The organism is Streptomyces sp. NBC_00536 (assembly GCF_036346295.1).
GTDB lineage: Bacteria > Actinomycetota > Actinomycetes > Streptomycetales > Streptomycetaceae > Streptomyces.
Map to the genome: position 1 here is coordinate 7,676,852 of NZ_CP107819.1, position 25,949 is coordinate 7,702,800.

Sequence of the window (25,949 nt, forward strand, 5' to 3'; positions counted from 1 at the left end):
GCCGTGCCCGACCTCGTCCAGACCTTCCGCTTCCGCGTCCGGCTCACCCGCAGCGCCGCCCCCGGCCGCACCGACCTGCCGCCGCCCGTCCTCGCCCACGTCACCCACGACGCCCCGGCGGCCGCCGTCGCCGCGGCCGGGGGAGAGCGCGGGAGCGGCGCCGCGGCGCCCGAGCGGCTCGGCGACGGCGGCTTCCAGGAATGCGCCGGACTCGGCCTGGAGGCCGACCTCCGCGAACACGCGCAGGGCGGGGCGAACGACGCGGTGGTGCGCCGGGTCGGCCGGGTCCGGCTCCAGCCGCTCGTCCTCAAACGCGGCATGCTCCTCGCCACGGCCGACGGCGGCGCCGACACCGGCCTGTGGGACTGGCTCCAGGGCATGGTCGACGGCGGTGCGCCGGCCGTCCGCTACGACGGGGACATCGAGGTGCTCGACCCCACCGGACAACGCGTGGTGGCCCGGTGGACCTTCACCCGGGGACTGCCACTGAAGATCATCGGCCCATCGCTGAACGCGAAGACGGGGGAGATCGCCATGGAAGAACTCCACATCGCCCACGAGGGCCTGTGCCTGGAGCGCACCCCGTGAGCGCCCTCGCCCACGCCACCCTGCAACGCCTCGCGCACAGCGGCGCCGGAGCCAAGGACCAGCCGCCGCTGGTCGTGGACGACGGCCCCGCCGTCCCCGTCCAGTTCAACCCCACCACCCTGCGCATCAGCCGCAACAACACCGTCGACCGCGGCGGCGCCACCACCCGCTCCCAGAAGCGCCAGCACCCCGCGACGGAGGGCTCCACCCTCACCTTCGACCTGGAATTCGACACCTCCGAACAGCGCTCCGGCGGCCAGTACGTCGACGTGCGCCGCTGGACGGCGCTGGTGCGCCAGTACGCCGAACCGCCCCCCGACCAGCCCGCCGACCCGCCGCCCGTCGTCCGCTTCGTCTGGGGCACCCTCCGCTACAACGGCATCGTCACCCAGGTCAACGAGGAACTCGACCACTTCGCCCCCGACGGCACCCCGCTGCGCGCCAAGGTCGGCGTCACCCTCGTCGAGCAGAACTTCGCCTACGAAGCCCACGCCGAGGGACCCGGTACGCGCGACGCCCGCGCCGCCACCGAACCCGGAGCCCCGCGCACCGGCGCCGCCCCCGGCACCTCCGGAACCGGCCGCCCCGACCGGGTGGTGCGGGCCCGGGACGGGGAATCCGCCCAGCAACTGCTGTCCCGCCTCGGGCTGGACCCGGCCGGGTGGCGCGGTGCGATGAACGGGCTGGACAGCCCGCTGACCCTGGCGGCCGGGGCCGCCGTACAGCTGGGCGCCGAGGTGACGGTCCCCTTCGCCGCGGGCACGTCCGGACCGTGGGCGGCGGCGGGCTTCGCGGGCGGGGCCGCGGCGACCTCCGTCGCGGGGCTCGCCGGCGCCCTGGGCATCGCCGTAGACGTCGGCAATGGGTCGGGAAGCGCTGCCGACGGCGGTCCGGGCAGCGGGAACCCCGCGCCCGCCGGGTACGGCGGAGTACCGGACCCGGTCGCCGTGGGCTTCGCCCTGTCGGCCGGTGGCGGCATCGCCGCGGCGGCGGCCGTGGTCAGCGCCGCTGAGGTGGACCGGGCCACCACCCGGGCCCGGCAGTCCTTCGAGGTACCGGCCGGCGCGACGGCGCCCACCGGGCCCGGACCGGTCGTCCCCGGTTCGCCCGTGCCCGGCCCCGCAGCCCCCGACCGGCGTTCGCTCGGCTACGGCCGCGGCGTGCCGCTGCGGGCGCGCGCCGACCCCGGCACCCTCGCCGAAGTGGAAGCGGGCGGCGGCCGGAGCCTGGCCGACCGGGCCCGGCGCCGGGAACTTCCCGCGCCCGACCCCGGCGCGGCCCCCTGGGAGCGGCTGCCACCCGATCCGCCCGGCCGCACCACCGCCGACTGCGAGCAACGCCGCCGTGACGCGGGCCCCCGCACCCTGGGACGGACACCGCGAGGAGGCCCGCCATGAGCGTCTACATCGGAGAACTGCACACCGACGTCGTGCCCGCCGCCGGACAGGGCCCCACCGGCCCGGCCCCCGGCGCCGCGGATCCGCACGCCGCCGCCGACCGGCACCGCGAGGCCTGCGAGCGCTCCGCCTGGCTCGCGGCCCGGACCGCCGCCGAGGCCTTCGATGACTGAACCGGTGGTGGCGGCCGTCTCACCCGTCTTCGAAGTCGGCGGCGCGCTGGTCAGAGACCTCGCGCGGGACTGCGTACACCTCGACGTGACGGAGGGGACCGAGGGTCTGCGCACCCTGCGCGCGCACTTCCTCGCCGTCGGCGCCGGGGCCACGGGGCCACCGGCCCGCCTCCTGCACCTCGACGGCAGCACCATCGGGCTCGGCAGCGCCCTCAAGGTCGCCCTCGGCCCCGCAGCCCGGCTGCGCCACGTCTTCGACGGGGTGGTCTCCGCCATCGAACTCGTCCTCGGCGACGGCGAACCGCCCCAGGTCCTCGTGCACGCCGAAGACGCGCTGATGCGCCTGCGGATGAGCCGCCGCCTGCGCACCTACCGGGAGGTCACCGACGCCGGGATCGCCGCGGCCGTCGCCGCGGAACACGGCCTCGGCGCCGAGACCGATGCCCCCGGCCCCCGCTACGACCTGGTCCAGCAGCTCAACCAGAGCGACCTCGCCTTCCTGCGCGACCGGGCCCGGCTGATCCAGGCCGAACTGTGGGCGAGCGGACGCACCCTGCACTTCCGGCCCCGCGGCAGCCGCGGCACCACCGCCCAGACCCTGGTCTACGGCAGCGAACTCCTCTCCGCCCGGTTCGCCGCCGACCTCGCCCACCAGCGCAGCGAGATCGTCGTCACCGGATACGACGCCGAGCGGGGCGAAGGCATCGACGAGCGCGCCGGACCCGAGACCGTGGAGGCCGAGACGGCGGGCGGCCGCACCGGCGCCCGGCTCCTGACCCAGACGCTCGGCCCCTCCACCAGCCTGCGGATCCGCGAGGCCGCCCTCACCGCCGAGGAGGCCCGGGCCTGGGCCCGCGCCGAAATGCTGCGCCGCGGCCGCCGGTTCGTCACCGTCGCGGGCACCACCCACGGCAGCCCCGACCTGGTGGTCGGCGGCCGCCTCACCCTCCGCTCCGTCGGCGCGCCCTTCGAGGGGGAGGGCTACCACGTCACCCGGATCCGGCACACCTTCGACCCGGAGCACGGCTTCCGCACCCGCTTCGACGCCGAACGCTCCGCACTGAACGAGGTGGTGTGATGACCCTGCCCGCCCCCGCGGACGGCTCCGCCCCGGGATACTTCGGCGTCTACCCCGCCTTCGTCACCGACATCGTCGACGAGAAACGGCTCGGCAGGGTCGAGGTCCGCTTCCCCTGGATGGGCAAGGAGGGCGAGCGCGACGTCCGGGCCTGGGCCACCCTGTGCTCGCCGTACGCCGATGACGAGCAGGGACTGCTCGTGCTGCCCGAGGTCGACAGCCAGGTCGTCGTCGCCTTCGAAGCCGGGAACCCGCGCCGCCCGTATGTCCTCGGCGCCGCCTGGCACGGCAGCGCGGCCCTCCCGCACCCACCGCAGCGCTCCAACGACCTGCGCCAGCTCCGCTCGCGGGCGGACAGCAGGCTCCAGTTCGACGACACGCCAGGCGCGGCCAAGGTCCGGATCACCATGGCCTCCGGCCACGAGGTCACCCTCGATGACGCCACCCAGCAGATCACCATCCGGCACGGCGGCGGGTGCGTGATCCGGCTGACCGGCGCCACCGTGGAGATCCAGGCGGTCGCCTCCCTGGAGGTCACCGCGCCCGTCGTCAAGGTGAGCGCCGGATACACCTCCTTCAGCGGCGTCGTCCAGGTCGGCACCCTGCTGGTCGACCAGGGGATCGTGTCCCCCGCCTACAGCCCCGGCGCCGGGAACATCTGGTGAGCGCCGCCGAGCACGGCTTCCGCCCCCTCGCCCCCTGGTACGCCTGCGAGCGCGGCGGCTTCGACCGTTTCGACCCCAGGGCCCTGGCCCCGGCCCTGCAGAAGTACGACTCCGCCGACTTCGTCACCCGGCTCCTCGCGGACCCGCGGGCCTCGCTGCGCTTCGACCCCGCCGAGGACGTCTGGTCCTACCCCGTGCCCGTCGCCCTCGGCGACCGGGCCCCGGGGCGGGCCCGCTTCGCCACCCACCGACTGGTCCGCACTGGGCTGCGCAAGCTCTACCAGCCCAGCCACGACCGGTTCTACGCGGTCGTGGTCGAGCTGTTCTGCGACCGGCCCGGGCTGCCCCGGCCGCAGTCCTCGGAGGGGCTGGAGGTGGGGTTCGTGATGCGCCGCCGCCGGATGGAACTGACCGCGCCGCCGCAGGTGCTGCGTCGGCTCGCGGGCCGCCTCACGGCGGAACTGCTCGGCGCGGAACGGGGTGCGGAACGCGCCGGCGCCGGACGGGCCGACGCGGGCCGGGCCGGTGCGGGACTGGCGACGGCGGAGGCCGGGGACGTCCTGCGGGCGGACCTCGCCCGGACCCGGTTCGCCGAGGACCACCGCGAACTGCTCGACCAGGTGGGCCTGGAGACCCACACCGAGGCCTGGATGACCGGACCGGCCGGCGGCCAATGGCGTCCCCTCGGCGGGGCCGCGCCGCCCGGCCGCCCGGCCGACCGGGAGCAGGAGTTCCCGATGTGGCGGCTCCCGCCCCGCTCCGGCGACTGCCCGGACCGGCCGCCGCCCCCCGCCCGCTCCCTCTGGTTCGGCCTGGTGCCGGTCGCCTCCGGTGACCACGACGACCTCGGCGCCCCCAAACTCGACGCGCAGTCCCTCTATGAACTGACCTGTTTCGTACGCCGCCCCGCGCGCCCCGGACACGCGCACTGCCCGGTGGCGACCTCGTGGAGCGCCCCCACCGAAGGCTTCCGGCTGGCCGCCTTCTACGACCCGGAGGGCACCAAGAACCGGAAGACCTCCCTGACCCTGCCGGACCTGCGGGCGGTCGCCGCCCGCGCGGGCGGCCCGCCCGGACCCGGGGGAGTGGCCGTCACCAGCCCACCGGGTTCACAGCTCGCCTTTGACCCCGGCGGCGGCACCCCGAGCGGCGGCTCCGTGGGCGGCACCACAGCCCGTACCTGCACCTTCGCCGTCGAAATCTTCATGATCGTCGCGTTCTTCGTCTTCAGCATGTTCCTGCCGATCGTGGTGTTCCTCTTCCAGCTCTGGTGGCTGCTGGCCCTCCGGTTCTGCCTGCCCCCGTCCGCGGAGGCGATCGCCGCGCTCAAGGCCTACTTCGCGGGCGGCGGAAAGCTGTCCACCATGGGCGCGGACGAACGGGCCGCCCTGGACTCCCTCCTGGGCACCGCCGGGGCGGCCGCCCGGCTCCAGGACCCCGGCAGCGGATTCGCCGACGAGGACGGGGACGACCTCCTCGACGCCCTGACCCCGCCTCCGCCCGGGCCCGTACCGCGGCCCGAACCGGAGAGTTCGCCTCCCGACCCGCTGTGCGGGAGCGGACCATGAGCGCCCGCGCCGCACCGGTGCCGGTTCCGGTGCCGGTTCCGGAGGCCGTGCCCGTGTCGGTTCCCGCGCCGCCGGTTCCCGCGGGGCCGGTCCCCGCGCCCGGAGCGGCCCCGGCCCCGGCAGGCGCCGTACCAGGCGGTCCGCTCGCGGAGGAGCTGGCCCTCCAGGGCGGTGCGGCACTCACCGCGACCCCCGCGACCGCCGCCCACCTGGACACCCGGGGAGCCGCGGGAGGCCCGGTCCGGGTCCGGCTCGGCCAGATGGCGGCGGGCACCCTCAACCTGCGGCGGGCCGACGGGAACGGCCTGACCCTGACCACCGGCCCGGGTGACGCCTTCCAGCCGGTCCCGCTCCTCCACCCCCTGCTGCACCCGCTGCGCGCCGAGGGCATCGAACCGGTCCTCGCGCTCCGTGTCCACGACGGGGTCCTGGAGGGCCATGCCTCCGCCGTGGTGAAGGGCAGACTGCTCACCGGCGGCCGTGCCCTGCTCGACCTGATGGAACAGCATCCCCGAGCCCTCGGCTGGGCGGGCCTGGGCGGCCTGCGCCTGCCCGGTGTGGAGAACGAACTGCGCGGCACGACGCTGGTGGTGGGCGTCACCGGGATGTCCTTCACCCTCGGCGGTTTCCTCAGCGCCACCGGATCCTTCGGCCTCGCGGGCGAGGTGGTCACCTTCGACGCGGTCGCGCGCGGAGCCGTGGCCGGGCTGGGCGCGGTGGAGGTCCCGGTCCGGCGCGGTCCGGACGGCGCCCTGACCGGGAGCGCGAGCGTCGACGTACTGCTGCGCGGGTTCACCGGCCAGGTGACGGCGGCGTTCGCGGCAGGCGCCGTCGACGTGCGCGGGACGGTGCGGTACGCGAACGAGAAGTTCGACGGCGAGGTCACCCTGGTCGCCACCGACGCGAAGACGGCCAAGGAGCTGACGGACGGCAAGCTTCCGGACGCCAAAGCGCCGGACCCGGCGAAGGCTGCGGCCGCGCCCTCCGCATCCGCTCCCGCCGCCGCGGCGCCCGGTCCCCGGGTGGTGGCGGGCTGGGGCACGCTCCATGTCCGGCTCGCCGACTGGCTGAGCGGCGAGGCGCTCGTGATCGTCGACCACCACGGAGACGTCACCGTGGTCGGCAAGATCAGCCCCAGGATGGACAAACCCCTCTTCGCGGACCGGCACTACCAGAAGCAGCTCGCCCGGTTCGAGGTCCGCGCGGCCTACGGAGTCCCCCTCGTCGGCAATGTCTTCCTCTTCGCCAACATCGGCCTCGAAGCCCTCGCCGTCCTCGGCCCGGCCACCCTCGACCACATCGAACTCACCGGGACCTGGTCGACCAAGCCCGAGGTGCTGCGTGATTTCGGGCTCACCGCGACCCTCAACGTCTCGGCCTCCGCCGGGCTCCGGCTCACCGCCGAGGGCGGCGCCGGAGCCACGCTCGTCGGCCACGACATCAAGGCGGGCCTCGCGCTCAGCGCGCTCGCGGCCGTCCGCGGCTATGTCGAGGCCACGCCCCGGATCGGCTACCGGGAGGTCGCGGACCCCAAGGCGGGCAAGCACGGCGAGTTCTTCCTCGCCGGCCACATGGAGATCGCCGCCCAGCCGTTCCTGGGCCTCGGCGGTGAACTCTTCGTCGAGCTGGACAGCCCGTGGTGGTCCCCGGTCCCCGACCACCGCTGGAACTGGCCGCTCTTCCAGCGGGAGTACCCACTGCCCGGGGAGTTCGGCATCGGGGCCGATGTGGAGCACGTCGTGGGCTCGGGGAAGGTGCCCGAAGTGACCTTCGGCGAGGTGAACTTCTCTCCCGACAAGTTCCTGGCGGACCTGGTCGACGACCGGATGCCCGCGAAGACGGCGAAGGACGAACCGAGGCGCGGGGCGTGGACCGAGCCGGGAGCCGCGGCGCCACCGGCCCGGGCGGGCGCGGGTCCCGCCGCCGGTGCGCCCGCAGCCAAGCCGCCCGCCGTCACACCGGCCCCGGCCGGGGCGAAACCGGGTGCCGCGAAACCGGGTGCCGCGAAACCGGTCACGGAGGAGGCGGTCGTACCCGCGCCCGCCGTGCAGGAGCGCTGGCTCACCGGTCTGAAGGCGCTGGGCGCGGTCGCCGAGCGGTCCCACCACGACCCGTACGACGCGACCGAGCTACGGGCCGCCCTCGCCGGCCTCAAGAAGGCGCACGGGTTCACCGCGCTGGAGGCCGAACTGCACGGCGGCGCATGGCAGATCACGGCCTCCATGAACCCCACGACCCGCAACCTTCCGCCCATCGACGCCGACACCACCGCGAAGCCGGTCGGGGAGGTGGCCGTCCCCGACGATGCCGAGGCGTACGCCCACCTGATCGGCCTGAACCGGCGCATGGAGGCCGTCGGAGCCAAGAAGGTGGGACAGGGCAGCACCGCCGTGGAACGGGCGATCCTGCGGGACGCGTATCCCGACCTCGAGCCCGCCGACGTCACCCGGGGGATGGTCCTGATCCACATCAGGGAACTGAATGCCCGTAAGGCCGAGGAGATCGGGCGCGACACCGCCGACAAGGAGGCGGCGCAGAAGTCGGCGGAGCGGGCCGGAAAGAAAGCCGAGACCGTCTACGACACCGTGAAGAACACGCAGGTGCCCGGCAAGGACCGGGACTGGATCTACCGTCGGGCCCAGGGCAAGGACGAGTACGGCGAGAACCCCATTCCGCGCGGCTCCTGGAGCCTGGACCACGTGGTCGCCAAGAAGGAGTTCGCCGAAATCCCGGACGTCGCTCGGCTGTGGCCCGAGGAGCGGCTGGAGCTGGTGCACCAGCGGGGCAATCTGCGCATGCAGGAGAAGGGGCCCAACTCCTCCCGCCAGGAGGTGCCCTGGCCCCAGTGGGGCGGCGCCCGGAAGTGGTATCCGGCCGCGGCCGTCAACCGGGCGGTGGGCTGGTACCACGAGGCCAAGGCCCTGCTCCTGGGACAGATCGCGAAGATCCTGGGCAGCCGCCCGCGCTGAGGCCCCGCCGGAAACGTTGCGGTGACGGTCCGTGCGGAGGATGGAGGACATGGCAGCATCTGACGCCCTCACCTCCGCCCCCGGCGGCTATGGACCGGGAGCCCCACCCACAGGCGATCCCTGGACCGGGACCGGGGTCAGGTTCCCGCTGCGCCCCCTGGCGGCGGGCGCGGCGGGCGCGCTGGGCGCGCTGGGACCAGGTACGGCGGACGGCGGCCGCCCCGGAGCCCTCGCCTGGCTGAGCGGAACCGCCGTGATCCGGCAGTCGATCGAGACGATCCTCGACACCGAGCCCGGCGAGCGCGTCATGCGGCCCACCTTCGGCTGCGGACTGCGCCGCCACCTGATGGCACCGAACACCCCCGCCACCCGCGCCGCGATCAGTGCGGACACAGCCGAGGCGCTCACCCGCTGGGAGCCGAGGATCAGGGTCACCGGGGTCGCCGTGACCCCGGGGGAGGAGCCGTCCATGGTGTGGATCGACATCGGCTACGTACGCCTCGCCGACCTGCGCCCGGACAATCTCGTCTACCCCTTCTACCTGCGATAGAGGACGAGGGGAGCGCGCCATGCCACTGATCGGCCCCATCCTCGACGACCGGACCTTCGAGCAGCTCAGGGACGAGCTGGTCAAGCGGATCCCGGTCTACGCCCCCGAGTGGACCGACCACAATGCGGGCGACCCCGGCATCGCCCTGCTCGAACTCTTCGCGCACCTCGGCGAGTCGGTCCTCTTCCGCTTCAACCAGATCCCCGACGCCACCAAAGTCGCGTTCCTGCGGCTGCTGGGCGTCCGCCCCCGGCCCGCGCTGAGCGCGCGTACCCTGCTGGTCCTCGACACCGAACGGCCCGAGGGCGTCCAGGTGTTGCCCGGCACCGAGGCCCGCGCGGGCGCCGTCCCCTTCGAGACCGACGGCGAAGTGGTGGCCTGGCCGCTGGAGGTCCTCGCGGTCGGGAAGACCCGCGCCCCGGCCCCGGCCGCCGATGACCCCGCCCGCGCCGCCACCGAGCAGCGGCGCCGCCAGGACGCGGTGGAGGGTCTGGCGCCCGCCGAGCGGGACCGGGCGCGCACCGGTGCGCCCGTGTCCTTCTACGTCACCACCGCCGTGCCCGCCGATCCGCTGGGCGAAGGCTCCGTACCGCTCGATGTCGCCACCACCATCGACCAGTGCCTGTGGATCGCGCTGCTCGCCAAGGACTCCGCCGACCCCCGCCAACTGCGCGGCCGGAGCATCTTCCTGGGCGTCCTGCCCGACGAGGAACTGCCGCGGCCCTACGACCTGGTGCCCCGCACCCCCGGCGATCCCACCCGGCTGCGCGCGGCCGATCTGCTCGCGGCCCCGCCCGGCTTCCTCTGGGAGCTGTGGAACGGCCCGTCCGCCCCGGCCGCCTTCACCCCCCTCGACGTCCTCGCGGACACCACCCGCGGACTGAGCGCGGGAGGCGTGGTCTCCCTCGCCCTGCCCGCCGCGTTCCCCACCCACGCCCGGGGCGCCGCGAGCACCGGCGGGTCGAACAGCCCGCCGCCCCTCGACGACGAGAAGGCCGCGGCCCGGGTCCTGGGCTGGCTCCGGGTCCGCCGCCCGGCCGGGGAGAACGACGCGATCCACCGCATCCGCTGGGTCGGGATCAACGCGGTGGGCGCCGTGCAGGCCCGCACCGCGACACCCGAACACCTCGGCACCGGCACGGCCGACGCGGGCCAGGCCTTCCGCCTCACCCAGCGCCCCGTGATCGCGGGCAGCGTCCGGCTGGAGGTCGAGGAAGCCGACGGCTGGCGCCCCTGGACCGAAGCCGAGTCCTTCGCCGCCACCGGCCCCTTCGACCGGCACTACACCCTGGACGCCGAAGCGGGGGTCGTCCGCTTCGCCGAGCGCGGCAGACTGCCCCGGATCGGCGAGCGGATCCGGGTGCTCTCCTACTGGTACGGGGGTGGTTCCGCGGGGAACGTACCGGCCGGGGCGGTCGGCTCCTTCACCGCGGTCGCCGGGGTGAAGGTCACCAACCCGCTGCCCGCGACCGGGGGCGCCGATCCGGCCTCCCTCGCCGACGCCCTCGACGCGCTGCCCGCCGAGGTGCACCGCCGCGACCGGGCCGTCACCGCCGAGGACTTCCGGGCGCTGGCCCTGGAGGTCCCCGGAGTCCGCCGCGCCGAACCCCTGCCGCTGCTGCACCCCGACACGCCCGGCCAGCCGGCCGCGGGCGTCATCAGCGTGCTCGTCTTCCCCGCCGAGGACCTGCGCGACCCGGGCGCGCCGCTGCCCGACCTCGCGCTGCTGCGCCAGGTGGCGGCGTACCTGAACCCGCGCCGGCTGGTCACCACCGAGCTGTATGTCATCCCGCCCACCTACGTGGACATCGCGGTCTCCGTCGGGATCCGCACCCGGGAGGGTTATCAGAGCGACGCGGTGCGCCGCTGGGTGGAGCTGATCCTGCGCCAGTACCTCGCCCCGCTCCCGCCGTACGGGCCGGAGGGCGCCGGATGGCCGCTGGGCCGGGCCGTGCGGCGCGCCGAACTGGAGGCCGTCGCCGTCCAGGTGGAAGGCCTCGCGTACATCGAGGACGAACTGCTGCTGGCCCGCCGTGCGCCGGGCACGGGGGCGGGGGACACGGCCGGAGCGGTGTGGACGCCGGCGCCGCTCGTGGCGCTGCGGCCGTGGGAGGTCCCCCGGCTCGCCGGGATCACCGTGGTCACCGGCAGCCCCCTGCCCGTCGGCGCCGGGTACGGCACCCCGCCGCCACCGCCCGGCGATCCCGTCGTCGTCCCCCTGCCCCCGGAGGTGTGCTGATGTACGCGGACCGGACACTGAGCCTGCTCGCCGACCCGGACCAGTGGGCGCGCTGCGCCCACGAGGCGACCGCGCTCCTGGACGAGGGCGGGGTGTGCCTGGCCTGGGAACCCGAACCGGAGGAGGGTCCCCGGCCGGCCGGGCACGGGCCCGCCGGGCTGGCCTTCGACCGGTGGGGCCGCGGCTACCGCTCGCACCCGAGGACGGGCCGGGTCGAACTCCTGCCCGCCGACGGGGCCGGTGCGGGGGCCCTGGCGGCCGGCGCTCCGCAGCACCCGCCCGGCGCGCTGTGCGTACCGCGCGGACTCGCCGTCGACACCGCGCAGCGCCTGTACATCGCCGAATCCGGCGCGGGCGCCGTGCAGGTCGTCGACCTGTGGGCCGAGCGGCCGCTGCGCCGGGTCCCCGTCCGCGACACCGCCCGGCCGCACCGGCGGCCGCTCGACCTCACCGCCCACTGCGGCGCCGTCGTCGCCCTGCTCACCCGGCCCGCCGGACTCGTCGTCCTGCGCGGCCGCCGGGACCCCCGGCCCGGCCCCGCGCTGCGCCCGCCGGCCGGGGCCGAGGGCCTGCGCCCGACCCGGATCGCCGACCACGCGGGGCAGTTGTACGTCCTGTGGACCGGCGCGGACGGCGGCCGCGCGGTGCTCGCCCGGGCGGACGGCAGCCGTCCGCTCGCCGTGCCCGGCGCCGGAGACCTCGACTTCACCGCCGACGGCACCCTGGTGGCGGCCCGCGGCCCGGGACAGCCGTTCCGGCTCTTCCGGCCCGACGGACACTCCTGGGCCGAGACCGAACCCCTGCGCGCCCCCGGCTACGACGGCGGAGCCGTCACCGTGGCCCCCGACGGCCGGATCACCTTCACCACCGCGAGCGGAACCGGCCGCAGCGCCGGACCCGCCGCCCGCTACACGCCCACCGGCACGGTGATCTGCTACCGGCTGGACGGCGCCGCGTACCGCACCCGCTGGGGGCGGGTGTTCCTCGACGCGTGCGTCCCACCCGGCACCGACGTCCGGATCAGCTGCCTCACCAGCGACGAGGACACCGTCCCCGACCCGCTGCCGGCGGCGCCGCCGGTCAGGGGCGGGCGGACCGTGCGCCACCCCGAGCTGACCCCGCCGCTGCCCTCCCGGGACCAGCTCGCCTCCTCGCTCCCCGACCCCGCGCCGCTCTTCCGCCGCCCCACCGGCCGCGAATGGCCCTGGGCCCAGATCGCCCCCGACGACGGGTACGACACGTACGAGGCGCCCGTACCGGCCCCACCCGGCCGGTACCTGTGGATCGTGCTCCGGCTGACCGGGACCCGCAGGCTCACCCCGCGCGTCCGGGGACTGCGGGTGGAGCGGCCCGGCCACCGGCTGCCCGGACAGCTCCCGCGGGCCTGGAGCCGGGACGAGGGCGACACCGCGTTCCTCCAGCGGTTCCTCGCCCCCGCCGAAGGGCTCCTGCACGAGCTGGACGGCCGGGCCGCCGAACGCGCCCTGCTGCTCGACCCGGACACCACCCCGCAGGAAGCCCTCGGATGGCTGGCCGGGCTGCTCGGCCTCGCCCTCGACCGGCGCTGGCCCGTCGCCGCCCGGCGCGCGCTGCTCGCCCAGGCCCACGACCTGTTCCGGATCCGGGGCACCGTGGCCTGCCTGGAGCGGATCCTGCGGCTCTACCTCCCGCTGCCCCTCAGCGTGGTGGAGAGCTGGCGGCTGCGCGGGCTCGGCGGGGCCGTCCTCGGCGCCGGGCCCGGCGGGCCCCCCGCCCCCGCCGTCGGCGGCGCGGCGAGCACGTCCGGAGCGCTGGGCCGGTTCACCGTCGGCGGCACCCGCCCCGGCGAGGACGGATACACGGCCACCGCGCACCGGTTCAGCGTGCTGATCCCCGCCGACCTCGGCGCCGAACAGCTGGAGGTGGTCCGGGCCGTGGCCGATGCCCACAAACCCGCCCACACCCTGGTCGACATCTGCCTCCTGGGCGCGGGCATGCGGGTCGGCCGCACGCTCCACCTCGGGCTCACCTCGGTCGTCGGCCCCGGAGCGGCCTGGGATCCCGCCGTGCTCGGCGCCGTCCGCCTCGGCGACACCGGCGTCGTCGGCGTTCCCGCCACCGGCTCCCGCGTCGGCGAGACCTCGATCACGGGGGCGGTGCGGGTCGGATGAACACCACCGCCGTACGTGTGCGTGTGCCTCTGGTCGCGCCCGGGCCAGTGGCTGTACTGGGGCCCGTACCCGTGTCCCTGGCGGTGCCTGGGCTGGCACCCGTGGCCCTGCCGTGGCCCGTGTCTGTGCCCGTGGCCGGGCTTGTGCCGGTAGCCGCGCCGGGGGTCGGCGCTGTCGGCGCCGTTCCTGGCGCCGCCGTGAGGAGGGGTGCCCTGTGAGTGCTGACCCAAGCCCTGGTACGCCTGCCGGGGCCGCCGCGGACCTCGCCCCTCCGGGTGCGGGGCCGGCCGGCCGTCCCGCGCTCGTCGTCGACCGCCTCTCGGTCGTCTTGCGACCGGAGGCCGAGGGGCCCGGGGCCGATGCCGGGAGGCTGCGCGGGGCGGTGCGCCACGCGCTCGGGGGCGGTCTCGAAATGGCCCTGCGCGAGCTGGACCTGCCGCCGGGGCGCTGGTGCCTGCCCCGGCTCGACCTGACCGTTCCCCTCGACCTCGCCCGCACCGACCCCGCCCTCGCCCGGGCCTGGTCCCGGGCGGTGGCCGCGGCGATCGAGGTGAGCGTCCGGGAGGGCCGCCCGGACACGCCGGTGCACTACCGGCACGACGGAGAGGTGCTCGCCGACGCCGTCGCCGGTCTCGCGGCCGGCCGCGTCGACCGGCTGTGGGCCTGGCGGCAGACCGGCATCCTGCGTGCGGCGGACCCGGACCCGCTGGCCTCGCCCGGCGCGGCGATCCTGGCCGCCCTGGACCGCCACCCCCGCCAGACCCCCGCCGCGCTGGTGCGGGCCGCCGAGCGGTGCGGGCTGGCCGCCCTGGACCGGGCCCTGGGCGGCTCCGGCTGGCAGCGGCTGGCCGCGCGGCTCGCGCCGGACACGGGCTGGACCGCGGTGGCCGCCGCGGTACGGGCCGAACCCGCCGGGGGACCGGACCGGTCGGCGCGCGCCCTCGCCGCCACCCTGGCCGCCGGATCACCGCTGGCGGCGCTGATCCGGGCGTCCCGGCTGCGCCCCACCGCCCCCGTGCGGGCCGCGTGGGCCGTGCTGGTGGTCGCGGACACCGCCCCGGCCCTGCTCGGGCGTCCGCCGCGCGGCGGGCTGCCGGGGCTGCTCGCCGAACGGCTGACGGCGCATGAGGGTGCGCCACCGGAGCGGGGCGGCACGGCCCTCGCGCCCCCGGCCCCGGGCGTCCGGCCCGCGCCGGAGCCCGCCGCGCCCCCGGCCACGCACCCCGTCCCGCCCTCGGCTCCATCCTCCGCTCGGCTCTCCGTCCGGCCCGGCGACGGCGTTTGGCGGGCCGCGGACCCCCGGCCCGGGGGCTCGGCCCCCGGGGGCCCGCCCGCGTCCCCGCCCGCGTCCCCACCCCGGGCCGACGGCTCCCGCGCGCGCGGGACCGTACCGCCCGGGTCCCGGACCGCGGCGCCCCCGCGCCCGCCCGGGCCCGTGGACGGACCGGGCGCGGAGCCGGGGCCAGGCTCCGCCCCGGGCGTGGACACCGGATGGACCGGGCTGCTGTTCCTGTTCGCCACGGCCACCGAGGCCGGTCTGCCCGGCCGGGTCCTCGACGAACCCGCCCTCGCCGCCCGCCCGTTGTCCTGGGTGCTGCACCGTGTCGGGCGGCTCCTGCTGCCCGGCCTCCCGGCCGATGACGCGGCGCCGCTCGCCCTGGCCGGGCTCGGCCGGGCCCGCGCCGCCACCGTCCTGGACGCCGCCCCCGCGACCCCGGCCGAGCAGGCTCGTACCGCTGAACTCGCCGCCGACTGGGCCCGCGTCACCGCCGTACGCCTGCACGGCGAGCGGGCCGGGGCCGACCCGGCGGAGGCGGTGGCGGCGATGGCCCGCCGGGCCGGGCGGATCATCGCCGAACCCGGCTGGATCGAGGCGACCCTGTCCGCCGCCGACACCGACCTCGCGGTCCGCCGCGCCGGACTGGACCTCGACCCGGGCTGGCTCGGCTGGCTCGGCGCGGTCGTGAGGTACCGCTATGTCTGACCGCGTCAGCCGCGACCTCTCCGCGCGCGCGGCCGCCCTCGCCGTGCGGCTGGCCGACCTGCTGGACCGCACGTGCAGTACGGAGGCGGGCGCGGCTCCCGCGGCGTTCCTGCGGGCCTGGGCCGAGGGCGCCGCGAGCCGGGCGGTCGTCGGCGACCCCGCCGCCCCGCTGTTCGGCACGCCCCTCGGGCGGCTCGTGGACCGCTTCGGGCTCAGCACCCTGGAGTGCGAACTGGTCCTGCTCGCCGGGCTCCCCGAGGAGCACGAGGGCCTCGCCCGGACCTTCCGCGCCGTGCACCCCGGCGGCGCCCCGCACCCCAGCGTCGGCCTCGCCTGCCTGCTCACCGACCGGGCGGGCGGTGCCGGCGGGACCACGGACCGGGCCCGGACCGCACTGCGCAGGCTGCTGCACGAAGGCGCCGCCGTGCGCGGCGGCGTCCTCGCCCTCACCGGGGACGGCCCCTTCCACGAGCGTTCCCTCACCCTCGCCGACCAGCTCTGGGAGGCCCTGCACGGCCACCCCGCCTGGCCCGCCGCGCTCGGCCCGGTCGACCTCGGACCGCCGGTCGCCGGGCTGGAGGCCTGGCTCGAACGCCCCGAGAGCGCCCGGGCCGTCGCCGCCCTCCGCTCCGCCGAACCCCGCGTCCTGCTGGTCTCGGACCGGGACGAGAGCGTCGCGCTCAGCCGGTGCGCGGTGCTCGCGCGGGCCGCCGGGCTCGGGCTGACCGCCGCCCGCGCCCGCCCCGACGACCCCGGGGCCATGGGACTGCTGGGACTGCACGCGGCGGTGCGCGGCGCGGTGCCCCTGCTGGTCGCACCCCCGCCGGCCGCCGGGTCCGGGCCCGCGGTCCCCGCCCTGGACCGGCTGCCCGGCCCGCTCCTGGTCTGTGCGGCCCCCGGTACGGTCCGCCCCGGCCCGCGGTGGCCCGTCATCACCGTGCCCGTCGGACCGATCGGGGTGGAGGACCGGCGTACGGCCTGGCGCGCGGCGCTGCCCGACACGCCCGAGCGGGCCCCCGGCCTGGCCGCGCGGCATCCCCTCGACCCCGCGCTCACGGCGCAGGTCGCCCTCGACGTCCACAGCAGCGCCGCCCTGGGCGCGGGCGACGACGGCGGCGCCGACGTGGAACAGGACGTCCGCGGCGCCATCCGGGCCCGGGCCGCCGCGCTGCTGCCCCCGGGCACCGAGCTGCTCACCCCGCGCGCGGGCTGGTCCCGGCTGGTGCTCGACGGGGAGCCCGGCCGGCAGCTCCGCGACGCCGTGGCCCGGCTGCGCCACCAGGCACTCGTCCTGGACGACTGGCGGCTGCGGGAGGCGGCCCGGGCCGCGCGCGGGGTCCGGCTGCTCCTCACCGGACCGTCCGGGAGCGGGAAATCGCTGGCCGCGGAGGTGCTGGCGGGGGAGGCGGGGCGGGACCTGCTGATCGTCGACGGGTCCGAGCTGGTCTCCAAGTACATCGGCGAGACCGAGAAGAACCTCGCCGCGTGCTTCGACGTCGCCGAGCGCACCCAGGCGGTCTTCCTGCTCGACGAGGCCGACGCCCTCTTCGCCACCAGGACGGAGGTCTCCGAGGCCAACGACCGCTTCGCGAACATGGAGACCGCCTACCTGCTCCAGCGGCTCGACCGGTTCGACGGCCTCGCGGTGCTGACCACCAACCTGCGGCAGAACATCGACGCGGCCTTCATCCGCCGGATGGACTTCGTCGTGGACTTCCCGCTCCCGGACCCGGACGGGCGCCGTCTGCTGTGGGAACTCCACCTGCCGCCGGGCCTGTTGCACCCCGACGTGGACCTCGCGGCGCTCGCACGGCACTGTCCGGTACCGGGCGGCTGGATCCGCAACGCCGCCATCGGCGCCGCCTTCCGCGCCGCGGACCAGGGCAGCGCGGTCCGCCGGCACCACCTCGTCGACGCGATGCGGCGCGAGTACGCGAAGGCGGGCCGGCCGTTTCCCGGGGGCGGGGCGGAGCCGGGCGGCGCCCGGGTCGACCGCCGGGCCGCGCTGGCCCTCGCCGCCGCCGAGCCGCCCCCTCCGAAGCCCTCCCAGCAGCCCCCTCAGCAGCCCCCTCAGAAGGAGAGATCATGACGGCGCTCGGCACCGGCAGCACCAGCCCGTGCGGCTGCGGCGGCGCGTCCGCCCCGGACCTGCCCCCCGACGGTCCCCGTGGCACGCCCTGCGATCCGGGGCCCTGTTGCGGGGACGACCTCGCGGTCAATCCGTTCCTCGCGCTGCGCGTGGCCTTCGGGATGCTCCTGGGAGAGGACGACTTCCGTGTCCTGATGGGGAATCCGCGCGGCAAGCAGATGCTGCACAGCGCCTGGCTGCACGGCTCCGGCGTGGTGTGGGGCCTCGGCGTGCGACGGGACGGCGGGGAGCTGCGCGTGCTGCCCGGCCTCGCCGTGGACGGGCTCGGGCGCGAGCTGAGCCTGGAGACGTCCTGGTGCGTGTCCCTCACGGAATGGGCCGCGGCCTGGGCCGGGCGCCACCCGGAGCCCGGGCATGCCCCTGGTGACCCGGCGCCGTCGGCCGGCCCCGCGCAGCCGCCTCCCGGTCCGCCCGGTCCGCCCGTGCCGAGGACCGTCGAGGCCTGGGTGCTCGCCGAGTTCGCGACCTGCCCGGACCGCCCGGTGCCCGCGCTCGCCAACCCGTGTGACGTGACCCGGCGCCACGACGACTTCTCGCGGACCGTCGAGACGGCGCGGATCACGATCCGCTCCCAAGCCCCGGCCCCCTGGCGGCCCTACCACCGGGTACGGGTCCTGCTCGGGCTGGACGAGGTCCCGCCGGGCGACCGGGCCGGCGAGGAGGCCCGGCGCGCCGCGGCCGTGGTGGCCCGGGTGCCCGAGGCGCACCGTGCCCCGGCCCTGCTCGACGCCTTCCGGCGGCTCGCCGCGCTCGACGCCACCGAGCAGGCGCCGGAGCGGGCGGAGGGCGACGCGTGCCCGCCCTGGGCGCCGGTGACGGAGGACCACGCGGCGGTGGTGCTGGCCCGCCTCACCGTCGAGGTCACGCAGTACGAGGAGTGCGTCCGGATCGGCGAGGTCACGCTGGACGCGGGGGTCCGTACCGCGGTCCTGCCGACCACCACGGTGCAGGAACTGCTGTGCGGGCTGGCCCCGGCCCTGATCGGCGCCCCCGCCGCGCCGGACGCGGGCGGACCCCGGCTGGTCCCGGAATCGCTGACCTGGTCGCGGGAGCACACCGTGCTCAGCTTCGACGTCACCGTGCCGCTCGCCCAGGGGTCCGCCGAACCCGAGGGGGTGGAGATCAGCTCGCTGTCCGACGCGGGCCGGGGCTGGGCCGACGACGAGGTCGCCGGAATCCGGATCTCCACGGACGGGTACCGGGTCAAGGTCGACCTCGACCAGCGGCCCGCCTACGAGACGGTCCGCATCCGTGTCCGCGGCACCGGCGCCAAACCGCTCTACGGGAAGGATCCGGCGGTGCCGTTCGCCGGAGTGGTCGGCGGGCCGCCGGGCTCGGCCGACGAAGGGAACGACGCCATCATCACCGTACGTCTGCCGCGCGTGTCGGCGGCCGGGAGGACCGAGGCATGACCGTCACCGAGGGCACACCCCCGCCCGCCGTCCCGCCCGGTCCGTCCGGCCCCGTCCCGTCCGTCCCGGGCCCGCCGCCCGGCCCGCCCGCCAACCCCGCACCCACGGGCGGGGGTTCACCGGCCTCCGACGGCACCTCCGCGACGGCGGGCGGCGGCATCGACCGGCTGACCGCCTTCGACGGCCTGTTCCTGCGCGCCGAACACCTGAACCGGATCCAGGACTACGCCCGCGAACTCGCCCTGGCCGTCGGCGAGGCGGCCGGTCCCGGGGTGGCCGAGGGGTACGAGGTCAGCGTCCGGGACGCCACCCTGCGGGTCGGCGGCGGACTCGCCATCGCCCCCGACGGCCGTCCGCTGCGCTCACAGCGCCTGATCACCCTCCCGCTGGGCGGCCTGACACCCGGACCCAACGCCTTCTGGTGGGTCGAGGCCGTCCCCGCGGCCTGGCCGTACGGCGAAGCCCCGGTCCAGGGGAGCTACTGCGACGACCCCTGCTCCGGCGCGGGGACCACCCGCAGCCCTTACAGCGCCGAGGGCGTACGCATCCGGCTCACCGAGGCCAGCGAACCCGGACTGGACAACCGCCCCCCGGACAACCGGCGGAACTGGCTCGCCTCCCGCCTCTTCGCGGCGGAACGCACCGCACACTCCCCCTGGCCCCACGGACCGGGCTCCGCCGACCTGCCCCTGACCTGGACCCCGCCCGGTGTCACGGGCAAGGAGCGGGGGGTCCGGCTCGCCGTGCTCAGCCGGGCCCCCGGCGCGGCCGCCGCCTGGGAGGTCGACACCTGGACCGCCCGCCGCGAACGCGGCGCGCCCCCGCCCCACCGGTACTGGCAGTCACGGACGGGAATGCGGCCCTGGGACGTGTTCATGGCCCAGATCCTCCAGTTCCAGTGCCAGCTCGCGGAGTTGACGGCCGCCGCGACGGCGCCGCGCGCGGACCTCCGGCCGCTGCTGGAACAGCTGGCCCGGCTGGGCCGCCAGACCTTCCTGCAGAGCCACACCAAGGAGCAGCTGGGCCGGGAGCTGGGTCTGCTCGTCGAAGGCATCGACGCGGGACGCCTGCGGGGGCCCGGCGCGGCCGAAGCGCCGCAGCCGCAGACCCTGGAGCGGCTCGGGATCACCGAACTCCCGCCCGCCGGGTATCTGCCGCTGGCCCCCGACGGCGGCGCCGACGCGCTGTCCCGGGCGTCGGTGTCCCCGGCCGCGACCGGCCGGATCGAGACCTTCCTCGGGCCGCAGGTGGACGTGCGGTACTGCTCCTGCGCCCTGGACGATGTCGCGCAGGCCGTGGAGGAGGCCCAGCACCGCGACCGCATCCCGCTGGACCGCCCCGGCGCCGTCGACATCCTGGTCCCGTCCGACGGACAGGGGCGGCCCGTCACCAACTGGGTGGCGTTCGTCCGGCGGCAGCAGCGGTTCTGCTTCAGCCCGGGGGAGGCGGCCGGAAGCCACTCGACCGGTTGATGTGTAGCAGTCGGTGACTGATCCGTGACGCACTGCACATAGTATCGATGGCGGGCTTTCTAGCAGGGGGACCGCCTATGAATACGCCGAGCACGTTGCACACGCCGAATACGCTGACCGCGCAGTTCCGTGAGTCGTTGGCCCGGGTACCCGGGCAAGGGGACACTCCGGCTCTCCACCTCATCGGTGGTCCGCGCGTGGTGCACCGGGGGAGACGTCTGGACGTTCCGGAGGGGAGCAAGCGGCTGCTGGCCTTCGTGGCCCTCAATGGCGGCCGGGTCGAGCGTCGGCACGCGGCGGGCACGCTGTGGCCGTCCGGCGACGATCTGAGGGCGGCGGGCAACCTCCGCTCGGCCCTGTGGCGGCTCAAAGCCGCGGGGATCGATCTGCTCGACTCCGACAAGTGCTCGCTCGCGATGCGCGAGCACACCGTGGTCGATCTCTACGTCCTCTACGGGTGGGCGGGACGGCTCATCGGGGGCACGGCCACCGGGGAGGACCTGTCCGCGCTCAAGTGGCGCACGGATGCGCTCGATCTGCTGCCCGGCTGGTACGACGACTGGGTGCTGCTGGAGCGGGAGCGGGTCCGCCAGCGCCTGCTGCACGCGCTGGAGGCGCTGAGCCGTCAGCTGGGCCGGGCCGGGCGCCATGCGGAAGCGGTCGAATCGGCACTGGTCGCGGTGGGCGCCGAGCCCTTGCGGGAGAGCGCCCAGCGGGCCCTCATCGAGGCCCACTTGGCGGAGGGCAATCTCATCGAGGCCATGCGGACGTACGACGCCTATCGCGAACTGACGCGCCGCGAACTGGGGGTGGATCCGGGCCGTGAACTGTCCGACCTGATAGCACGGTTCTGCCGCACCGCCGCCCCGCGCCTGCGCACCACGGCCTCGGCCGCCCGCAACTGACCGGCCACGCCCGACCGGCCGCTCCGGGCCGAGGCGTGGCTCCGGGCCCCGGGCCGCAGCCCGGGGCCCGGGGCCTCACTCGTACTCCGTGCCGCCCTTGCGCGTCAGGTACGCCGGGCTGACCGCCTTGGCGATGGCCCGGCCGCCCACGACCGGGCTGTACCGCTCGGTGACCGGGCGGATCACCACGCCCTCCCGCAGGTGCAGGGCGCGCCCGGAGACGCTCTCCCGCCCGGTGGCCAGCTCCAGCACCGCGGCGAGGTCGTACGGTCCCTCGTACAGCCGGGGCACCAGCGGCAGCTCGCCGTCGAGCACGGCGGCGGGGTCCAGCCAGTGCACCTGGCCGTCGATCTCCGCCGAGACGTCGAAGACGGCGTAGCCCAGCAGCTCGCTGCGCCCGTCCGCCCCGTACGTCAGGTCCTGTACGCCGGCCCCGTACACCTCGCCGAAGATCCCGACCCGGGTCGCGCCGAGCCGCTCGGCCAGCCGGGCCGCGACGGCGGGCACGTCATGGGAGCGGACCGCCCGCAAGTACAGGTTCCGCGGGTCCTCCACCAGGGCCAGGCTCTTGGCGCCGAAGCCCTTCGAGGAGACATGGGTCCGGGCACCCTCGACGAGGTGGGTGGTCAGGCAGGCGGTGCCGTGCAGCTTCTCGGTGAGGACGACCGGCTCGCCGGGCGTGAAGACGTCCGGGTAGCGCTGCAGGTTCTCGATGTCGACCCACGGCAGCAGCTCCGGCGCGGCCTCGACATCGCCGCTCATCGTGGTCGGGACCGGCGAGCCCATTTGGTGATCCCGAGCAGCTCGGCGAAGTCCGTCCCTTCGCCCGCCGCGTGGGCCAGGTCCATGTCCGCCAGCGCCGCCGGGCGGCACACGATCCCCTGCGACAGCTCGCCGCGCAGCCGGACCGCCCTGACCCGGTCCGACCGGCTGCCCGCCAGCCGTCCGGTCAGCCCGAGTTCCCCGATCAGCTCGGTCGGGAGGACCGCCTGTTCCGGGATGTACACCGCGAATTCGCCGGTACGGTAGGCGCCCTTGGCGACGACGGCCCGGTAGAGGCCCACCTGGGCCAGTTCGAGGGCGTCGGCGTTCGGATGGGTGTGGACGGTCAGGGGCTCGGCGGTGACGCGCAGCGTCGACATGTCAGGACTCCTCGGATGCGGTTCTCATCGCGGGCCACTCTGGTCGACCGGATCTTCCCCGGGCCACCGGATTTCGCCTCCGCCGGCCGCGCCGACCGCGCCGGCCCGGCGGGCCACGCCGACACGCGCTTCACCCGCAGTGATCTCGCGTACCGGCACGGTCACCCACGGGACCGGCCGCAGGGAAACGGATCGGCCCCGGAGGGCGGTCACGGCTGCGGACCGATCGGGTCCAACCGGCAGAATCCGGCACCGGCGTTATCAGGGCGCAATGAGAGAGAGGACCACACCGGGCGGCACAGCGGCCCGACAGGCGCATACTGGTGACAATGACAAAGTCAGCCGGAACCCGGCGCCACCTGCCCGCAAGCCCGTTCAAGGCCGCGACCGCTCCGCCTCTCAGGGTGTTCGTCGTCGGCGACCGGGTCACACACGATCAGCACGGCCTCGGCCGTGTCATCGCGATCGAGGACGGAATCGCGGTACTCGTCGATTTCGGTTCGTCGCGGATGCGGATCCTGAGCCCGTACACCAAGATGACCACTCTTTGAGACGGTGAGAGTCGAGTGGAGGCTTGGCGATGAGCCATGCCTCCGCTCGGTCCCACCCGCTCTGGACCTCGGCATCCCGAACCACGAAAGGCAGCGCCCTCATCGACGGATCCCCGCTGTTCTCCGCACCGGAACCGGTACGGACCTACGCCACGACGCCCGCATCGCGGCTCCCGGCGACGACGAACCCCTTCAGGGCCCCGGATTTCGGCCCCGAGGACGACTACTCGGACACGACGGCCGCCGACCCCGGTGACGGGGAGCAGCTCCGTGACCCCTTCACCCCGTCGGCATAGCCGGAACGACGTCGCAGTGCGGGCGGTCCTCGCTCATTTCCACGGGCTCCACGAACCCCGTTGACCGGGGCCGTCCGTGCGGACCGGTACGTCGATGACCGCCCACCGGCGGTGCCCGTCCGGACGCGCTTTCCCGTGCGGGGATGCTTGCCGAGCATGCGGGTGACCTTGCACAGTGGGCGCCATGAATCCGGCCGATCTCTTTCAAGCCTTCGTCCGTACCCGCGCTTCGCTCGACGGCGCGGAGGTGACCTTCTGGTGGACCGGCGATGTCCACGCCTGGTCCCCGGACCAGCCCTACCGACGCGTGTTCGGGTTCGAGGGGCTGAATGTGGCCCGTCTCGTGACCACGGACAGCGGCTATGAGCTGCTGACGCGCGAGGCCGCGTTCTACCTGGATCCGGACACCCGGGAGATCATGGAGACCTGGGAGGGCAAGCCGGTCGTCCACGTCTGGAACGATCCGGCCAACCAGCGGTGGAGGCCGTTCCCCGTCCCGCTGACCCGGCTCGGTGACCAGGTCTGCTTCAGCCTGGAGATCCCGCTCGCCTATCCGTCGCCGCTGCCGGTCGAGCGCTTCCCGGCGAATTCGGCGGACGACACCTACAAGGCCCTCGAACTCTTCCAGTTCTTCGCCCCGGCCACGGTCTTCGAGACCGACGCGCCGAGCGTGCCGTCGACGATGTCGTGGACCCGGATGTCGCCCTGGCTGCCCTGGATGGAGCAGGGGCAGCGGCCGGGCGGCCTGACCTTCCACTGCCGGGGCCGCAAGCTCGGTTCCTACATGGAGGTCCCCGAGCGGACCCGCGCGTACATCGCGGCGCACCACCCGGAGTTCGCGCACGCCCCGGAGGCGTGGAGCGAACCGAACGAGACCAGCTGGACCTACTTCCGCAAGCTCAGAGACCGGGGCGAGCTGTGACCCTCATGGTGCCGGCCGGGCGCAACGGCTATCCCGGCGTGGCCTTCGGCGGCTATGTGGCGGGCGTACTGGCCGGGCGGGCGGCCGCGAAGACCGTACGGGTGGACTTCCGGCGGCCGACGCCCACCGGCACCCCGCTCGGCCTCGCGCAGACCCCGGACGGCGGGAGCGAGCTGACGAACGGGGTACTGGTCCTGGCCGTGGCCACCCCCGCCGAGGCGGCCGCGGAGGCCCCCGGTGCGCCCTCCTGGGACGAGGCCCTGGCCGCCGCCGAGGCCTACCGCGCGGCGCCGCCGGACGAGGTGTCCGACTGCTTCGGCTGCGGGCTGGGACGCACGCCCGACACGGGCCTGCGGCTGCACTGCGGCCGGGTGCCGGGCCGGGAGATCGTGGCCACCGCCTGGACCCCCGGGGCCGGGCTGCTCGCCGCGGACGGCACGCTGCCGCCCGAGCTGGTGTGGGCCGCGCTGGACTGCCCCGGGAACGCGGCGGGCCGGCTCCTGGGCAGCCAGCGCGCCGGAGCGGTGACCGCCTCGCTGACCGCGCGGCTGCTGGGTCCCGTACCGGCCGCCGGCGGGCTCATCTCGTACGCCTGGCTGCTCGGGGAGTCCGGCCGCAAGCACCGGGTGGGTACGGCGCTCGCCACGGCCGGGGGCGAGGTGCTGGCGGTCGGCGAGGCCCTGTGGGTGGACCCCCGCAGCTGAGGCGCCAGCCCCTGGAAGAGACGACCTCGGCCGCGGGGGCCCCGGTGCCCGACCGGGGCGTCAGTCCTGGATCGAGGTGATCTTCCTGGTGGCCAGATCGGCCTGGACGTGGATCTGGGTCGTCGTGCCGCCGCCCCACGTGAGGGTGACCGTGGCGCTGGTCTTGCCCGCTCCGCTGCCGGTGGAGGTGACCTTCCACTGCGAGGGGACGTTCTGCGCGCGCAGCACGCCGTTCGCGTGGTTGGTCTCCTCCCACGTCTTCAGCTCGGCCTGGAGGGGCTTGGAGAGGTAGGAGGAGCGCAACTGGACGGCCGTGTCGCTGCCGTCGTAGACCGCGTCGATGTAGGCGCCGTAGAAGTCGGCGATCCGGGTGAAGGCGGCCTCGGGACTCCCGGAGACGGACGGGAGGGCCGCGGCCGGGGCGGCCTTCGGGGCGGTCCCGTCGCCGGACGCGGAGGCGGTGGTGACGAAGGCGAGGGAGAGGGCCGCGGTGGCGGCGGTGGCCGCGAAGAGGATGGCGGCCGTGCGCTTGGTCGGGCGCTGGAGCATGGGTTGAACCTTTCCCCGTTCCGAGTGAATGCAGTGTGGTCACTGTCACTGCACGCAACGACGCGGGGCCGTGCCGGACGGTTCTCGGGCCGCCCTAAATGGCCGAAAACAGGCGAGTGCCGCTCCGGTCGGCCCGTGGGGACCGGAGCGGCAGCGCCCCCGCCGTCAGCGGGGACCGGGCCGTGTGCACGGGTCAGCCAGTCTTGCGGCGGACCTTCTTGTTCTTCCCGCTGCCACCGCTGCTGGTGCCGGAGATCTTGGCACGGCTCTGGTGCGCCTGCTGGGACTGGGCATTGCGCTCGTTGCGCTCCAGGGCCTCCCGGAACTTGCGCTTGGCCTCGGCGGCGGGGGAAGTGTCCTCCGGGGTGTCCGCGGTGTCTGCCATGTGTCCTCCTGGGTTGATCTGAAACCGTTTCAGTCTGTCAGCCTGTGCGCTTGCTGACCAGCGCGTTTCCCGAAGGGCGGCGCTCCCCAGTCTGGCACAGG

At 75.7% G+C, this 25,949-nt stretch carries 21 protein-coding genes and 1 pseudogene; 19 read left to right on the forward strand and 3 right to left on the reverse strand.

Annotated elements, in window-relative coordinates:
* The first annotated feature begins 3 nt into the window (after positions 1 to 3).
* The 15 genes from OHS33_RS32840 (at position 4) to OHS33_RS32910 (ending at position 21,299) form a co-directional block, all read left to right on the forward strand.
* A complete protein-coding gene (locus OHS33_RS32840; RefSeq protein WP_330334053.1) occupies positions 4 to 588 on the forward strand; it encodes a phage tail protein in 585 nt (194 codons plus the stop codon).
* Complete coding sequence (locus tag OHS33_RS32845) at positions 585 to 1,985, forward strand: CIS tube protein (protein ID WP_330334054.1); 1,401 nt, start codon at positions 585 to 587, stop codon at positions 1,983 to 1,985. Before OHS33_RS32840 ends, OHS33_RS32845 begins: the two co-directional genes overlap by 4 nt.
* Complete coding sequence (locus OHS33_RS32850) at positions 1,982 to 2,158, forward strand: hypothetical protein (RefSeq protein WP_330334055.1); 177 nt, start codon at positions 1,982 to 1,984, stop codon at positions 2,156 to 2,158. The genes OHS33_RS32845 and OHS33_RS32850 overlap by 4 nt, the downstream gene beginning before the upstream one ends.
* Positions 2,151 to 3,236 (forward strand): phage late control D family protein, encoded by a 1,086-nt coding sequence (locus OHS33_RS32855; protein WP_330334056.1) that lies wholly within the window; start codon positions 2,151 to 2,153, stop codon positions 3,234 to 3,236. The genes OHS33_RS32850 and OHS33_RS32855 overlap by 8 nt, the downstream gene beginning before the upstream one ends.
* Entirely contained in the window at positions 3,236 to 3,901 is a 666-nt protein-coding gene (locus tag OHS33_RS32860; RefSeq protein WP_330334057.1) for a phage baseplate assembly protein V, read from the forward strand. Before OHS33_RS32855 ends, OHS33_RS32860 begins: the two co-directional genes overlap by 1 nt.
* Positions 3,898 to 5,469, forward strand: a complete 1,572-nt coding sequence (locus OHS33_RS32865) for a hypothetical protein (protein WP_330334058.1) — start codon at positions 3,898 to 3,900, stop codon at positions 5,467 to 5,469. Before OHS33_RS32860 ends, OHS33_RS32865 begins: the two co-directional genes overlap by 4 nt.
* The gene (locus tag OHS33_RS32870) at positions 5,466 to 8,438 is read left to right on the forward strand and encodes a hypothetical protein (protein WP_330334059.1); all 2,973 of its coding nucleotides are present in this window, start codon (positions 5,466 to 5,468) and stop codon (positions 8,436 to 8,438) included. The genes OHS33_RS32865 and OHS33_RS32870 overlap by 4 nt, the downstream gene beginning before the upstream one ends.
* 49 nt (positions 8,439 to 8,487) lie before the next feature.
* Positions 8,488 to 8,988, forward strand: coding sequence for a GPW/gp25 family protein (locus OHS33_RS32875; protein ID WP_330334060.1), 501 nt, complete (start codon positions 8,488 to 8,490; stop codon positions 8,986 to 8,988).
* A gap of 19 nt (positions 8,989 to 9,007) precedes the next feature.
* Positions 9,008 to 11,227 carry a putative baseplate assembly protein gene (locus tag OHS33_RS32880; protein ID WP_330334061.1) on the forward strand — a complete coding sequence of 740 codons (2,220 nt, stop codon included), beginning with the start codon at positions 9,008 to 9,010 and terminating at the stop codon, positions 11,225 to 11,227.
* Positions 11,227 to 13,377, forward strand: coding sequence for a phage tail protein (locus OHS33_RS32885; protein WP_330334062.1), 2,151 nt, complete (start codon positions 11,227 to 11,229; stop codon positions 13,375 to 13,377). Before OHS33_RS32880 ends, OHS33_RS32885 begins: the two co-directional genes overlap by 1 nt.
* A 214-nt stretch (positions 13,378 to 13,591) precedes the next feature.
* On the forward strand, positions 13,592 to 15,361 hold the full coding sequence (locus OHS33_RS32890) for a hypothetical protein (RefSeq protein ID WP_330334063.1): 1,770 nt from the start codon (positions 13,592 to 13,594) through the stop codon (positions 15,359 to 15,361).
* A complete protein-coding gene (locus OHS33_RS32895; RefSeq protein ID WP_330334064.1) occupies positions 15,354 to 17,450 on the forward strand; it encodes an AAA family ATPase in 2,097 nt (698 codons plus the stop codon). Before OHS33_RS32890 ends, OHS33_RS32895 begins: the two co-directional genes overlap by 8 nt.
* The gene (locus tag OHS33_RS32900) at positions 17,447 to 18,922 is read left to right on the forward strand and encodes a hypothetical protein (protein ID WP_330334065.1); all 1,476 of its coding nucleotides are present in this window, start codon (positions 17,447 to 17,449) and stop codon (positions 18,920 to 18,922) included. The genes OHS33_RS32895 and OHS33_RS32900 overlap by 4 nt, the downstream gene beginning before the upstream one ends.
* Positions 18,919 to 20,394 (forward strand): hypothetical protein, encoded by a 1,476-nt coding sequence (locus tag OHS33_RS32905; RefSeq protein WP_330334066.1) that lies wholly within the window; start codon positions 18,919 to 18,921, stop codon positions 20,392 to 20,394. The genes OHS33_RS32900 and OHS33_RS32905 overlap by 4 nt, the downstream gene beginning before the upstream one ends.
* 95 nt (positions 20,395 to 20,489) lie before the next feature.
* Positions 20,490 to 21,299 (forward strand): AfsR/SARP family transcriptional regulator, encoded by an 810-nt coding sequence (locus OHS33_RS32910; RefSeq protein ID WP_330334067.1) that lies wholly within the window; start codon positions 20,490 to 20,492, stop codon positions 21,297 to 21,299.
* Positions 21,300 to 21,374: 75 nt separating this feature from the next.
* Here OHS33_RS32910 and OHS33_RS32915 read toward each other — a convergent pair.
* Positions 21,375 to 22,441, reverse strand: a pseudogene (locus OHS33_RS32915) (RNA ligase (ATP)).
* Positions 22,442 to 22,770: 329 nt separating this feature from the next.
* On the opposite strand from OHS33_RS32915, the gene OHS33_RS32920 reads away from it, so the two are divergent.
* The 4 genes from OHS33_RS32920 to OHS33_RS32935 all read left to right on the forward strand — a co-directional run bounded on the left by OHS33_RS32920 (position 22,771) and on the right by OHS33_RS32935 (position 24,914).
* Positions 22,771 to 22,992, forward strand: a complete 222-nt coding sequence (locus OHS33_RS32920; RefSeq protein ID WP_330334068.1) for a hypothetical protein — start codon at positions 22,771 to 22,773, stop codon at positions 22,990 to 22,992.
* 29 nt (positions 22,993 to 23,021) lie between these two features.
* Positions 23,022 to 23,288 (forward strand): hypothetical protein, encoded by a 267-nt coding sequence (locus OHS33_RS32925; RefSeq protein WP_330334069.1) that lies wholly within the window; start codon positions 23,022 to 23,024, stop codon positions 23,286 to 23,288.
* Between the two features lie 184 nt (positions 23,289 to 23,472).
* Entirely contained in the window at positions 23,473 to 24,210 is a 738-nt protein-coding gene (locus OHS33_RS32930; RefSeq protein ID WP_330334070.1) for a DUF1838 family protein, read from the forward strand.
* Positions 24,211 to 24,215: 5 nt separating this feature from the next.
* Positions 24,216 to 24,914 carry a hotdog fold domain-containing protein gene (locus OHS33_RS32935; RefSeq protein WP_330335297.1) on the forward strand — a complete coding sequence of 233 codons (699 nt, stop codon included), beginning with the start codon at positions 24,216 to 24,218 and terminating at the stop codon, positions 24,912 to 24,914.
* Positions 24,915 to 24,974: 60 nt separating this feature from the next.
* Here the strand turns inward: OHS33_RS32935 and OHS33_RS32940 are convergent, their stop codons facing one another.
* Both OHS33_RS32940 and OHS33_RS32945 read right to left on the reverse strand, forming a co-directional pair.
* Positions 24,975 to 25,463, reverse strand: a complete 489-nt coding sequence (locus OHS33_RS32940) for a hypothetical protein (RefSeq protein ID WP_330334071.1) — start codon at positions 25,461 to 25,463, stop codon at positions 24,975 to 24,977.
* A 193-nt stretch (positions 25,464 to 25,656) separates the two neighbouring features.
* Complete coding sequence (locus tag OHS33_RS32945) at positions 25,657 to 25,848, reverse strand: DUF5302 domain-containing protein (protein ID WP_330334072.1); 192 nt, start codon at positions 25,846 to 25,848, stop codon at positions 25,657 to 25,659.
* Positions 25,849 to 25,949: the final 101 nt, after the last annotated feature.